The 12,869-nt window shown below is 71.6% G+C and carries 10 protein-coding genes and 1 pseudogene; 4 read left to right on the forward strand and 7 right to left on the reverse strand.

Annotation, left to right across the window (positions count from 1 at the left end; all coding sequences use genetic code 11):
- Window positions 1–3: 3 nt before the first annotated feature.
- The 6 genes and pseudogenes from AB1046_RS07955 to AB1046_RS07980 form a co-directional block, all read right to left on the reverse strand.
- Window positions 4–2,192 (reverse strand): annotated as a pseudogene (locus AB1046_RS07955) (iron ABC transporter permease).
- Window positions 2,193–2,196: 4 nt separating this feature from the next.
- On the reverse strand, window positions 2,197–3,219 hold the full coding sequence (locus AB1046_RS07960) for an ABC transporter substrate-binding protein (RefSeq protein WP_369374077.1): 1,023 nt from the start codon (window positions 3,217–3,219) through the stop codon (window positions 2,197–2,199).
- Between the two features lie 142 nt (window positions 3,220–3,361).
- Window positions 3,362–4,180 (reverse strand): ABC transporter ATP-binding protein, encoded by an 819-nt coding sequence (locus AB1046_RS07965; protein WP_369374079.1) that lies wholly within the window; start codon window positions 4,178–4,180, stop codon window positions 3,362–3,364.
- A gap of 152 nt (window positions 4,181–4,332) precedes the next feature.
- The gene (locus AB1046_RS07970; RefSeq protein ID WP_369374081.1) at window positions 4,333–5,466 is read right to left on the reverse strand and encodes a hypothetical protein; all 1,134 of its coding nucleotides are present in this window, start codon (window positions 5,464–5,466) and stop codon (window positions 4,333–4,335) included.
- 12 nt (window positions 5,467–5,478) lie between these two features.
- Window positions 5,479–5,811: an L-rhamnose mutarotase gene (locus AB1046_RS07975; RefSeq protein WP_369374083.1), complete on the reverse strand. Its 333-nt coding sequence runs from the start codon at window positions 5,809–5,811 to the stop codon at window positions 5,479–5,481.
- Window positions 5,812–5,832: 21 nt separating this feature from the next.
- A complete protein-coding gene (locus AB1046_RS07980; protein WP_369374085.1) occupies window positions 5,833–6,348 on the reverse strand; it encodes an NUDIX domain-containing protein in 516 nt (171 codons plus the stop codon).
- 96 nt (window positions 6,349–6,444) lie between these two features.
- Between AB1046_RS07980 and AB1046_RS07985 the strand changes: the two genes are divergently transcribed.
- Both AB1046_RS07985 and AB1046_RS07990 read left to right on the forward strand, forming a co-directional pair.
- Window positions 6,445–7,611: a hypothetical protein gene (locus AB1046_RS07985; RefSeq protein WP_369374087.1), complete on the forward strand. Its 1,167-nt coding sequence runs from the start codon at window positions 6,445–6,447 to the stop codon at window positions 7,609–7,611.
- Between the two features lie 98 nt (window positions 7,612–7,709).
- On the forward strand, window positions 7,710–8,336 hold the full coding sequence (locus AB1046_RS07990) for a hypothetical protein (protein ID WP_369374089.1): 627 nt from the start codon (window positions 7,710–7,712) through the stop codon (window positions 8,334–8,336).
- An 18-nt stretch (window positions 8,337–8,354) separates the two neighbouring features.
- Here the strand turns inward: AB1046_RS07990 and AB1046_RS07995 are convergent, their stop codons facing one another.
- Window positions 8,355–9,683: an FAD-binding oxidoreductase gene (locus AB1046_RS07995; RefSeq protein WP_369374091.1), complete on the reverse strand. Its 1,329-nt coding sequence runs from the start codon at window positions 9,681–9,683 to the stop codon at window positions 8,355–8,357.
- 200 nt (window positions 9,684–9,883) lie between these two features.
- On the opposite strand from AB1046_RS07995, the gene AB1046_RS08000 reads away from it, so the two are divergent.
- On the forward strand, window positions 9,884–12,271 hold the full coding sequence (locus AB1046_RS08000; RefSeq protein WP_369374093.1) for a glycoside hydrolase N-terminal domain-containing protein: 2,388 nt from the start codon (window positions 9,884–9,886) through the stop codon (window positions 12,269–12,271).
- Between the two features lie 67 nt (window positions 12,272–12,338).
- Window positions 12,339–12,797, forward strand: a complete 459-nt coding sequence (locus AB1046_RS08005) for a PH domain-containing protein (protein ID WP_369374095.1) — start codon at window positions 12,339–12,341, stop codon at window positions 12,795–12,797.
- Window positions 12,798–12,869 lie beyond the last annotated feature (72 nt).

Raw genomic sequence — 12,869 nt, forward strand, 5'->3', positions numbered from 1 at the left:
CAGCTACACCCGCGAGCGCGCCAGGAGCCAGACGAAGTACGGCGCCCCCAGCAGCGCGACCGCCAGCCCCGCCGGCACCTGGGCCGGGGCGATGACAACGCGGCCGAGCGTGTCGGCCAGGCCGAGCAGCACGGCCCCGATGAGCATCGCCACGGGCAGCACCCGCGAGTGCCGCCCGCCCACCAGGGCGCGCGCGGCGTGCGGGGCCACCAGACCGACGAACCCCACGACGCCGACGGCGGTCACGCTCACCGCAGCGAGCACGGCCGCCACGGCGAGCACCAGCAGCCGGCTGCGCTCCAGCCGGACACCCACGAGGCGTGGGGTGTCGTCGTCGACGGCGAGGAGGTCCAGCTCGCGCCGCACCATTACCGCCAGCGGCAGGGCGAGCGCCAGCACGACCAGGACGGGCACTATCTGGTCGAAGCTGCGCCCGTACGTGGTGCCCGACAGCCACGTGTAGATCCGCGGGGTGTTCCACGGGTCGGAGTTGAGCAGCAGGAATGTGGTCAGCGCCGTCGTCAGGTAGCCCAGGCCGATGCCGATGAGCACCAGCCGGTCGGCGTGCAGCCCGCCCCGCCAGGCCAGCAGGTAGACGATCCCGAAGGCCAGCAGTCCGCCGACGACGGCCGCCACGAGCATCGCGCCGTTGCTCGCCGCGATCCCGTTGCCCCAGGCGGTGCCCGCCGCAGCGGTCACCACGATCACGGCACCCAGGCCCGCTCCCCCGGTGATGCCGAGGATGCCGGGCTCGGCCAGCGGGTTGCGCGCCGTGGCCTGCACCATCGTCCCGGACAGCGCCAGGGCCGCCCCGGCGACTATCGCGGCCACCACACGCGGCGCGCGCTCGTCGAGCGCGAACCGGACCACTGCCGGGCCCTGATCCTGCAGCCAGAGCGCTATGTCACCGGTGCGGAGCCAGGTGGACCCGGCGAGCAGGCCGAGCAGCGCCACCCCGGCCGCGAGCGCCACGCACACGCTCAGCACGACGACGAAGCGCCGGGCGCTGCGGGGCCCCGTCGCTGCGGCGGGTGGCGTGCGGGACGGACCGGCATCGCGCAGCCGCCGCGCCAGCAGCACCATGATCAGGGCGCCCGCGATCGTCGTCGCTACGCCCGTGGGCACGGCGAGCGCCTCGTCGGCGCCGAGCAGGGCGCGGACGACGGCGTCGGCGAGCACCACCACGAAGGCGCCGAGCAGCCCCGCGGCCGGCAGCAGGATCGCGTGCCGGTGCAGAGCGGGGACCACCTTGGCGAGCAGCCGGGCAACCACCGGCGCGGCGAGGCCGACGAACCCGATCGGCCCCGCCAGGGTCACCGCCCCGGCGGTGAGCACCACCGCCAGCAGCACGCCGATCGCGCGGGTCGAGCGCACGGGCACCCCCAGCGCGCCGGCGGTGTCGTCGCCGAGGCCGAGCACGTCCAGCCGCCGGGAGAGCAGCAGCCCGCCTGCCGTCGCCAGCACGACGACGGGCAGCGCCCGCCAGAACGCCGTGAGGTTGAGCTGGCTCAGGGAGCCGCTGCCCCACGCGAACAGCCCGGTGGTCTCGGCCTCGAACAGGATGAGCAGCGTTGAGGCCGCCGCCTGCAGCGCCAGCGCGACGGCGGACCCGGCGAGCACCAGGCGCGTGGTGGACGTGCCGGCTCCCCGGCGAGCCCGAGCACGAGCCCGGCGGCGGCGAGGCCGCCGGCGAAGGCGACGGCGCCCGACGCCCACACGGGCACGGCCAGCCCGAAGGCGGCCACGGCGACGACCGCCAGGTAGGAGCCGCCGGTCACCGCGAGCGTGTCCGGCGAGGCCAGGGAGTTGCGGGCGATCGACTGGAAGAGCGCGCCGGCCACACCGAGGGCGAACCCGACGGCCACACCCGCCGCGAGGCGAGGCAGGCGTGAGCCGACGAGGATGTCGCGGACGGCTGAGGCGTCGCCCGCGTCCTGCCCGGTGACTTCCTGCCCGGTGACCAAGCCCAGCAGCTCGCCCAGCCCGACGCCGGACGTGCCCTGCGTCAGGTGCCAGGCGCCGACGGCGAGCACGGCCAGGACGAGCACCGCCAGGCTGGCGGCGCCCGTCGCCCAGACGGCGGGACGCGACGCCGGCGCCTGGGGCAGCGTGTCCGGCTCGGGCGGCGTCTGCGTGGCGGTGATCGGGTCAGCCATCGGGCCAGTCATCGGATCAGTCATCGGGCCGGTCATCGAGTCAGTTCGTGAGGACGTCGACGTACGCGTCGACGATCTGCTCCGCGGAGCGCGGGCCGCCGAACGTCCAGATGTGTGCCGGGAACGCGTGCGCGCGCCCCTCGGTGACGGCGGGCAGGTTCGCCCAGATGTCGTTGTTGGTCAGCTCGGCGATCCAGTCGGTGTCACCGTCCTGGGTGCCGGTGTAGAGCAGGGTCGCCTCGCCGACGTCGGTCATGCCCTCGATGTCGGACTGCCCCAGGCCGTAGGCGGGGTCGACCTCGCCGGTCCAGGCGTTGGTCAGGCCGAGCTCCTCGCCGAGCTCGCCGACCAGCGAGCCCTGGCCGAAGGGCCGGATCGAGACGTTGCTGCCGTCGATCCAGCCGTCGAAGTAGACAAAGTCGGTCTGTTCCGGGGCCAGCTCGGCGACCTGCGCCTGGGCGTCGGCCAGGTGCTGCTCGAACTCTTCGGTAACGGCCGCCGCGCGCTCCGTGCGGCCCGTGGCCTCCGCGATCAGATCGAACGTGTCGAACATGGTGGCGACCGGGTCGGCGACGTCGGCGCCCTTGGTGGCCAGCACCGGCACGTCGTACTCCTCCAGCGAGGCGATGATCTCGTCCTCGGCGGTGTACGCCTCGATGATCACCAGGTCCGGCTCCGTGGCGTACAGGGCGTCGAGGTTGGGCTCGCCGCGCGTGCCGACGTCGACCACACCCTCCGGGAGCTCCTCGGCGCTGTCCCAGTTGGTGTAGCCCGCGACGTCGGCCACGGCCACCGGGTTCACGCACAGGGTGAGGGTGTCCTCGACCTGCTGCCACTCGAGCACCGCTACCCGCTCGGCCGGCTGGTCGAGCTCGACCGTGCGGCCGAACGAGTCGGTCAGGGAGACGGGGCCGGTCTCCGTGGTGACGTCGGCGCAGTCGCCGGAGGCGGCCTCGGCCGGGGGCGACGCGGAGGCGCCGGGGTCCGTGGTGCCGCAGGCGGCCAGGACCAGCGGCAGGACGAGGGCGGCGCCTACCAGGGACGCGGTTGTGCGCGGGGACATGGGTCTCCTTGGGTTCGTGACAGGTCGTGTCTGGGCAGTTCTGTAGCGGCAGTTCGGTAACAGCAGTTCTGTAGCGGCAGTTCGGTCGCGTCGGGCGCGAGGGTTCGGACGTCGACGGCGGTCGGCGCTCCTGTGGGACGGTTCAGCGGGTCCGGCCGTGATGCCGGCCGCGCGGGTGCACACGGACCCGCCCGGTCTCGGGGTCGGTGGTGACGTCGATCGGCAGGCCGTAGGCGAGCGACAGGTGCTCGGCCGTGAGCACCTGCGCGGGCGGTCCGGCGGCGAGCACCCGGCCCTGGTGCAGCAGCACGACGGCGTCGGCGACGGACGCTGCGTGGTCCAGGTCGTGCAGCACGATGCCGACGGCGGTGCCGTGCTCCTCGGCCAGGTCGCGCACCAGGTCGAGCGTCTCGACCTGGTAGCGCAGGTCCAGGTGGTTGGTGGGCTCGTCCAGCAGCACGACGCCGGTCTCCTGCGCCAGACAGGTGGCCAGCCAGACGCGCTGCACCTCGCCGCCGGAGAGCTGGTCGACGCCGCGGCGGGCCATGTCGGTGACGCCCGTGATCGTCATCGCCCGGTCGATGGCGGTGTGGTCGGCGTCGGTCAGCGGTGCGAACCGGCGGCGGTGCGGGTGGCGGCCGAACGCGACGACGTCGCGCACCTCCAGCCCGGCCGGGTGCGGGCGGGACTGGGCGAGCAGCGTGACCCGACGGGCGAACTCGCGCGCGGACAGCGGCGCGGCGTCGACGGCGTCGTCCGGCGTGGACCCCAGGCTGACGGAGCCCTGCCGCACCGGGTGCAGGCGGGCGAGCGAGCGGAGCACCGTGGACTTGCCGGACCCGTTGGGGCCGACGAGCGCGGTCACGACACCCGGCATCAGGTGCACAGCAACGCCGTGCACGACGGCGGTGCGCTGGTAGCCCAGCACGAGGTCGTCGCCGCGGAGCACAGTAGGAGTCACAAAAGGTAAGCCTAACCTCATAGGCGCGCGACTCGGACAGGCGTCCAGCAGCCGATCAGCCGCCCGGCGTCAGGAGCGCGTCGCGACAAGGCCTGACCTGGCGACAAGGTCTCCACTCGCAGCGGACAGATCGCCGAGCAGGGTGAGAGGCGTCAGACGAACGCCGGGTAGCCGGTCGTCTCCGCATCGGTACCCCAGTTCTCCCAGGCCCAACGGGTGGTTCCGGCCAGCGCCTCGGCCAGGGCGGGGAACTCGGTGCGAAGGTTCGTCGCACCCCACCGCCAGCGCGACGCCACCAGCTGCCGGTACGACGGCGACCTGCCGGCAGGCCCCACCAGGGGGCGCGCCGCGATCGCGCCGTCGAGCAGCCAGCCTGTCACCAGCACCACGTAGGCCGCACAGGCGAGCCGGACCTGCCGGTCCCAGTCCGGTGCAGCGACAACCTCTGGCATGTGCGTGCCCAGACCCGTGGCGAACGCCGCGAGCAGATCCTCGGTGAGGCCTCCGGGCGGGTCGTACACGCACCAGCACGTCGCGAACGGCAGCATCGTGTACGCCGCGGCGAGGGCCGGATGATTCACGTCCGTTCCCTCCAGATCGAGGAACCACCACGCAGGCTCGTTGTCAGCCAGGCTCGCCAGGATCGCGTTGTCCGGACAGGTGTCGGTGGGCCAGACGACGGCGTCCTCGCCTGCCTCGAGCAGCGCGGTGACGTCGGCGAGCTCGGCCTCGATGGCCCCGACGTCGGTAGCCTCCGGCACGAGCAGGGCAAGTCGTTCGAGACCTCGCCGGAGGTCCGCGGCCGCGTCCCAGTGCGTCGGGCCACCCGGCGAGCCGGCGACGATCTGCCGGCGGGCCTCGCCGGCGAACAGCCGCGACGCGCCGAGCATCGAGCCGAGGTCTCGCGCCCACGACACCGCCCCGGTCCACGCCGCGTCCCGGTCCGGGCCGAGGAGCAGGTCTGCCAGGGTCGGCAGGCCGTCGCCGAGATCAGACATGACGATGACCCGGTGCTCGTCGTCCGTGGCGAGCAGCTCCGGGGTCCTGCCCAGGAGCGTGAGGCCCACGCTCTCGCGCGCAAGCTCCGAACCCGTCACGAGGAAGTGCTTGACGACGACGCTGCCGCCGTCCTCGGTGCGGCAGCGCAGCACCCGCGAGCGCCGGGACCCGCCGAGGTCAACCGGATCGGTCAGAGAACGCCCCAGAGCCGCGGCGGCGAGGCGGACGGTGTCGTCAATGTCAGGAGGCGAAGAGGCAGCGTTATCGGATACGGCAAAATCAGACACGGCGCCAGTCTCCTACGCCAGGTGCCACACCTCGCGCATGTCCCGCCAGCCCTCGCCAGGCTCGGCGTCCTTCCCGAACGGCGTCTGGCACGGATCCGTGTGCGTCCACCACTCCTGGGTAACCGGGTCCTGCGCGATCCGGGCCACGTCGGCGGCATGGTCGGCGCCCGTGTACTCGTAGTAGGCGAACAGCGTGTTCTCCAGCACGAAGATCGTGTAGTTGTGCATGTTGCAGGCACCAAGGGTCGCCTCGACCTGCGGCCAGACGGCCGCGTGGAGGCGGAGGTACTCCTCACGCTTCTCGGGGACCACGTCGACTACCAGACCGTGTCGTTCCAACGTCATCGCGGAGACCACTCCTCTTGCTCAAAGGTCGATACGGACGGGCTCGCTCGGCAGCGCGCCCGACCGTTCCCGGGCAAGCGTCGTGGCCAGAAGCGTCGGCAGGACGCGCGGCCCGAACAGGACGTCGTCGCCTGCAGCCGCGAGGTCGGACGGCGTCCACCACCGCGCCTCGATGATGCCCTCCTCGTCCGGGTGGCCGGGCGTCCCGGGTGCGACACCCGACGACGGCTCGAAGTAGTCGGTGCGCAAGAGGAAGAACTGTTCGTCCACCCCCGCGAACCCGTTCCGTGTTGCCCAGGGGTAGTCGACCTCACGCGCCCAGACCAGCACGAGGGGATGGTCGTCGGGCAGGTCCAGCCCCACCTCCTCGAGGAGCTCGCGCCGCAGCCCCTCCTCGCGCGTCTCGCCCTCCTCGACGCCGCCGCCCGGGCCGATCCAGAGGGTTCCCTCGTCGATCGCATGCGCGACCAGCAGGATGCGGTCTTCGGCATCAACGACGAGGCCACGGCACTGGAGGCGCAACGGGAGCGAGGGCATGTCGGGACCGTACAGCAGCCCACCGACACGGGCGGCGCGTTCATACGCGATGGCCTGGAGCACTCGTTGTCAGTGGTCGCGGCTACCTTTGCGGCCATGGCTCCCCGGCACCCGAAGACTCCACCCCGTCCGCTCGCACCAGGCGACGTCGTCGTGACCTTTCATGACGGCCTCGGCGAGTGGACCGCTGCGCAGGTCACCCGTCTGGACCCGGACGAGGAGCTGGCTGACGTGCTCGACCTCGACTGGTCCAGCCCGACCCGGCCCGACTCGCTCGCAGATCTGGGAGTCCTCCGCCCGCTACGACGGCACCGCGGGAACTGGAACGGTCAACACAGCCACTCCCATGCCCCGTGGGTGCTGCCTCGCAGCTGCACTGTCATCGGCGGCGCGGACCCGCTGATCAGGCGCTCGTCAGACACATTCGGCCTGCGGTGGGGCATCGGCGACGCGTTGTCCTGGGAGCGGCTCGACGCGAGCGGTCGGGCCGATGAGGACGACGAACCTGGTAAGGCATCGATCAAGGGGCCCGGGTTTCAGGTCCCCGAAGAAGTCGACCCGACAACCAGGCAGCTGTACGTCAGCGATGTCGAGCATCTGGACGCCGCGATCCTCGTCGCAGCCTTTCCCAACCTCGCGGACCTGTTCATCTACGGCGACCTCGGCACGATGTCCAACGCCGGCGCCCTCAACCGGCTCACGAGGTTGCGCGAGCTCACGATCACCGGCTACTTCGGGATGGCAGCAGCGGACTGCCTCACCGTCGAAGGTACGCCTGAGCTGGAGTACGTCGACCTGCACAACATCCCGCACGAGTACGCCACCGCGATGCGACGCGTCTGGCGGCCCGAAGCGGCCAACGGCACCCACCTCAGCGTGACGGGCGCGCGGAAGCCCGACTGGGTCACGGAGAACAAGGACAATCCGCTGCGTGACTGGGACGACCGCGAGGGCATCAGCAAGACTGCCTACAAGAAGTCGCTCGCGCAGTTCACGAGGACCCGCCGCCAGATTATTGAGGCTCTCGACGACCCGACCAGTCGTAGGGCGGCGTCGTTGACCACCATCGGCTCCGAGTACGGCGAAGCCTTCAACGCCATCGACCTCGCCACACGCGATCACTTCATCATGACCGAGGAACGCGAGGAGCTCTATCAGGCCGTCATCGGCGTGCTCGAAGCCGCGGCCGGGGAGCGGGGCCTTGACCTCACCTCGGAGAAGGACGCGCTCCTGGACGGCCTCGACGCGACCCGCGACTGGTGATCCACACCTCGCTCCCCTTGACCTGGGCCACACAGCGGCGCAACGTGAACAGGGACGGCAGCGCCGTCCGGACGCTGCCCCGAGCCCGGGAGTCAGCCATGTACATCCGCACCACCGAAGTCCAAGGAGTTCCCGCCAGCATCGACGACGGGCTGAGCCTCGTTCGTGAGGAGATCTTCCCGGCCGTGAGCGCCATGGACGGCTGCGTCGGCATGTCGATGCTGGTCGACCGGCAGTCCGGCCGGTGCATCACCACGACGGCGTGGTCGTCGGAGGACGCCATGCAGGCGAGCGCCGCCGCCGTCCGGCCGCTGCGGGACCGCGCCGAGCGCGCCCTGGGCAGCACCTCCGGCAGGTACGTCCACCAGTGGGAGGCCGCCGTCGTCCACCGCGACCACGCCGCGCCCGACGGTGCATGCGCGCGCCTCACCTGGTTGCACGGCGACCAGCGCACCGTCGAGGACGCCATCGACATGTACCGGATGGTCGTCCTGCCGCAGATCCAGGAGCTGGACGGGTTCTGCAGCGCCAGCCTGATGGTGGACCGGGAGACCGGCCGGGTCGTCAGCACGGCAGCGTTCGACACCTTCGCTGCCGTAGAGGCCAGCCGGGAGGCCAGTGCCGCCCTCCGCGACCGGGTCGTCGGCGAGCTCGGCGCCACGATCGACAACGTCGAGGAGATGGAGATCGGATTCGCACACCTGCACGTGCCCGAGATGGCCTGACGACAGCGACCCAGCCCATCAAGACGGCGCGGGCGGGATGTTCTGGTTCAGGTGGAAGACGTTGTCGGGGTCGTAGACGCTCTTGACCGCGGCGAGCCGGGCCAGCTTGGTGGGCGGGTAGGCCCGTCGGACGCCGGTGACGCCGTCGTCGGCGAGCACGTTGACGTAGACCCCGCTGGCGAACGGCTCCAGCCGGGCCGCGCTCCTGCGCGCTGCCGCGATCAGGGCCTCGTCCTCGGCCGGGTCGGTCCAGCCCGTCGCGACGACGTACTCGAACCGGGTCTCACGCTGGCTGAACGCGGCCTCGTCGTCCGGCACGTCGGCGATGGCGCCGCCGTACGCCTGGAGGCCGGCATGCACCTTGGGACCGTGGGCGAGCAGCACCTCGAGCGCGGCGTCGGGCAGCTCGCGAAAGTAGTGGCCCTTCCAGTAGCGCCGCAGGGCGTGGCCTTCGATCGTGTCCTCCTGGGTCTGCAGGTCCAGGTAGGACAGCTCCGTCACCCGCCGGTCCGCCGGCCTGCCGAGCGAGTCGAGTGCCCGGGCGTGCACCCGGCCCTCGGCCGGGTCGCCCACCCAGACGAAGCCGAGGGTGACCACGCCGTCGTGCACGGAGGCCGTGTACGTGGCCTGCCGCGGGGCGCTCTCGCTGAGGTCTCGCCACCGGCGGGTGGCGATCAGGGCGGTCGGCAGGAGGGTGCCGATCGGGAAGTCGAGCCCGACGCTCAGGGCGCGCGTGCCGACGTCGTGCAGGCGGAACTCGAACTCGGTGACGACGCCGAAGTTCCCGCCACCGCCGCGCAGCGCCCAGTACAGGTCTGGCCGCTCGTCGGCCGAGGCTCGAACCACTTCCCCCGCGGCAGTCACGACCTCGTAGGAGACGACGTTGTCGCAGGCCAGGCCACACTGCCGGGCCAGCCAGCCCATCCCGCCGCCGAGGGTGAGCCCGCCGACGCCGGTGTGCGAGACGTTGCCCGCCGTCGTGGCCAGGCCGTACGGCTGCGTGGCCTGGTCGAGCGCGCCCAGCAGGGCGCCACCCTGCACCCACGCCCGCTTGCGCTCCGGGTCGACGCGGACGGCGCCCATCGGGGTGAGGTCGATCATCAGCCCGCCGTCGGGAACACCGTGCCCGACGACGCTGTGGCCGCCGCACCGGACGCCGACCTCCAGGCCTTCGCGCCGGGCCAGCGCGAGCGCCTCCACGACGTCGGCGGTCCGTCGGCAGCGGACGATCAGCGCCGGCCGGTGGTCCACCATCGCGTTCCACACCGCGCGCGCCTCGTCGAACCCGGCGTCACCCGGACGCCGGATGTCGAGATCGGCCGCGGCGGAACCTTCGATCCTGTCCATGTGCTCTCCTTCGTCTTTCATCGTTGAAAGCCCCCGGTGCAAGACAGACTGTCCGACTTCTCGAGATTCATCGGGCGCAACCTGGATGTTTCGGTTGTTTCACCTGGACGCTTCGGCTGGATTGCTCCCATATCGGCCCTGTTCGTGTTAGGTTCCCGACGCCTGGTTGGGCTCGCTCAATGACGAACGGAGCAACCTCGATGACTCGCGAATCAAGCCGCCGCGACTTTCTGCGCCTTACCGGTGTGGCCGGGGCCGGGCTCGCCCTCGGTGGCGGACGCCCCTTCGCGGCCCATGCGGCCCCGGCGCGGCCGGTCGCCAGCCCAGCGATCCCGGCGGTCCCGGCAGGCCCCGCAGCCACCACGCTCTGGTATCCGGACCCAGCGGTGGAGAGCCGGATCATCGAGGAGGGCCTGCCCATCGGCAACGGCCGGCTCGGCGGCCTTGTCACCGGCGACCCGGGCGACGACGCCCTCTACCTGACCGACGGCTCGTTCTGGAGCGGCGGGCTGAACGACGTGCTGCAGGACGACGGGCAGCTCCCCTACGGGCGCGACGACTTCGGCAGCTTCGGCCTGCTCGCGAAGGTCCGCATCACGGTCCCGGGGCACACCGGTGCGGCGGTGAGCGACTACCGGCGTCAGCTCGACCTCAGCAACGGCATCGTCTCCGCCTCCTACCGCCACGGCGGCAGGAGACTCCGCCGCGAGACCTACATCAGCCACCCGGACGACGTCGTGGTCATCAGGCTCTCCGGCGGACGCTACACCGGCACGATCACGCTGGACGGGACGCACGAGGAGTCGACGGTCGGGGGCGGGAAGCACCTGTCGTTCGCGGGCGCGCTCGACAACGGCCTGCGGTACGCGGCTGCGCTCACCGCCGTGAGCAGCACCGGCAGCGTAGTCGTCGACGGCGGCATCAACGGCGGCACCGTGTCGTTCACCGACTGCGAGGACCTGCTCGTCGTGGTGTGCGCCGGTACCGACTACGCGCCGGACGCCGCGCGCGACTTCCGTGACCCGTCGGCCGACCCGCTCGGCCTCGCGATCGAGAAGGTCACCACCGCGGCGCGGGTGCGGAGCTCCCGGCTGCGCGCCACCCACGTCGAGGACTACCGGCGGCTCTTCGACCGCATGACCATCAACCTGGGCGCCTCGGCCCCCGCGCAGCGAGCGCTGGACTCGTGGTCGCGGCTGAAGGCGCGGAACGCGGAACCCGGCACCCCCGATCCCGAGCTGGAGGCCACCTACGTCCAGTACGGCCGCTACCTGACCATCACCGGCTCGCGCGACGCGCTGCCGATGAACCTGCAGGGGCTGTGGGTGCACAACAACACCCCCGACTGGTACGCGGACTACCACACCGACATCAACATCCAGATGAACTACTGGCTCGCAGACCCGGCTGGGCTCGGCGAGCTCGGGATGCCGCTGGCCGACTACTGCGTGGCGCAGCTACCGGCCTGGACGGACGTGACCCGCCGGCTCTTCAACGACCCGCGCAACCGGTTCCGGAACTCGACGGGCGAGATAGCGGGCTGGGCGGTCGCGTTCTCCACGAACATCCACGGCGGCAGCGGCTGGGCCTGGCACCCGTCCGGGAACGCCTGGCTGTGCGGCTCGCTGTGGCGGCACTACGAGTACAGCCACGACATCGCCTACCTGGAGAAGATCTACCCGGTGCTGCGTGGCGCTGCCGAGTTCTGGCAGGCCCGGCTGATCCCGACCACGGTGACCGACCCCGCCACCGGCGCGCAGCGCGAGGTGCTGATCGACGACACGGCCTGGTCACCCGAGCACGGCCCCGACGCCAAGGGCACCACGTACGCCCAGGAGCTGACCTGGGACCTGTTCCAGCAGGTGCAGGTGGCGGCGCGCGACCTGGGCCGGGACGCGGGGTTCGCCGCCGAGCTCGCGGACCTCCAGTCCCGGCTCTACCTGCCCGAGGTCAGCCCGGAGACAGGCTGGCTGCAGGAGTGGATGACGCCCGGCAACCTCGGCGAGGTCACCCACCGGCACCTGTCCCCGCTGATGGGCTTCTACCCGGGCGACCGGATCTCCACGGACACCAGCCCGGCCGAGCTGATCGACGGCGTCCGGAACCTGCTGATCGCCCGGGGCATGGACAGCTTCGGCTGGGCCACCGCCTGGCGGTCACTGTGCTGGTCCCGGCTCAAGGACGCGGAGCGGGCGTACCAGCTCTACCTGACCGTCCTGCGCCCCTCGGTGAACAACGGCAACGGGACCTCGGCAAACTTCTTCGACATGTACAGCCAGGGCAGCTACACGATCTTCCAGATCGACGCCAACCTCGGTGGCGCGGCGGCCGCGCTGGAGATGATCCTCTACTCGCGCCCCGGCGTCATCGAGCTGTTGCCGGCGCTGCCGGCGGCCTGGGCGGACCGCGGCAGCGTCACCGGGGTGGGCGCCCGGGGCGGGTTCGAGGTCGACGTCACCTGGCGCGACGGCGCGGTGACGAGCGCGACGATCCGCAGCGTCGGCGGGCGGGAGACAGAGGTGCGCGCCGGACAGTGGCGGCGCCAGATCCGGTTGCAGCCGGGGCAGTCGGTAACGATCCGCCCGTGAGCCCACTCCCGAGCCGGAGCCTCCAGCTCGGGAGCGGTCCCGGACCGGGGCCGCTAACATCCCGGGCATGAACAGCGAAGCTCGGTATCCGGTGTATCTGGTGGGACCGGCGATCAAGCGTCTCTACCCCATGTGGTTGATCGGCGGGGCAGCTTTTGCCGTCCTCCTGCTCGTCAACCTCTACACACTCGTGCGGTTCGGCCAGGCATCCTGGCTCTGGACACCGCTGAGCCTGGCCGTGGTGGCGTCGCTGACCTTCGGCTACCTCTCGAGCAAGCGGAGCGCCACGATCACCACGCCCGAGCACATCGAAACGCGGACCCTGACCAAGACCCGGCAGACCGCTTGGCGGGACATCCAGTCCATCGAGGTCAAGGGCGGCGCCGCGACGGGTCGGCGGGTCTTCGTCACCGACGCCGCCGGCGAGGAGTTCCGCCTGCCGAACTTGGACTCGGGAAGCCTGGAGTCGTCGTTCGACGACGAGGTCGCCGCGCTGCGGACCCTGTGGGAGCAGCGTCGCGCCTGATCGAGCGGGCGATCGTCGGGCAGCTAGGTCGGACGCAGCTAGGTCGGACGCAGCCGGCGACGTATCGTTCCC

The sequence above is a fragment of the Promicromonospora sp. Populi genome (assembly GCF_041081105.1).
Taxonomy (GTDB): domain Bacteria; phylum Actinomycetota; class Actinomycetes; order Actinomycetales; family Cellulomonadaceae; genus Promicromonospora.

Bases quoted from the DNA above. Each gene is read 5' to 3' on its own strand.
- AB1046_RS07980 (WP_369374085.1), bottom strand. From the start codon at position 6,348: ATGCCCTCGCTCCCGTTGCGCCTCCAGTGCCGTGGCCTCGTCGTTGAT.
- AB1046_RS08005 (WP_369374095.1), top strand. From the start codon at position 12,339: ATGAACAGCGAAGCTCGGTATCCGGTGTATCTGGTGGGACCGGCGATC.
- AB1046_RS07990 (WP_369374089.1), top strand. From the start codon at position 7,710: ATGTACATCCGCACCACCGAAGTCCAAGGAGTTCCCGCCAGCATCGAC.
- AB1046_RS07985 (WP_369374087.1), top strand. From the start codon at position 6,445: ATGGCTCCCCGGCACCCGAAGACTCCACCCCGTCCGCTCGCACCAGGC.
- AB1046_RS07995 (WP_369374091.1), bottom strand. From the start codon at position 9,683: ATGGACAGGATCGAAGGTTCCGCCGCGGCCGATCTCGACATCCGGCGT.
- AB1046_RS07975 (WP_369374083.1), bottom strand. From the start codon at position 5,811: ATGACGTTGGAACGACACGGTCTGGTAGTCGACGTGGTCCCCGAGAAG.
- AB1046_RS07960 (WP_369374077.1), bottom strand. From the start codon at position 3,219: ATGTCCCCGCGCACAACCGCGTCCCTGGTAGGCGCCGCCCTCGTCCTG.
- AB1046_RS08000 (WP_369374093.1), top strand. From the start codon at position 9,884: ATGACTCGCGAATCAAGCCGCCGCGACTTTCTGCGCCTTACCGGTGTG.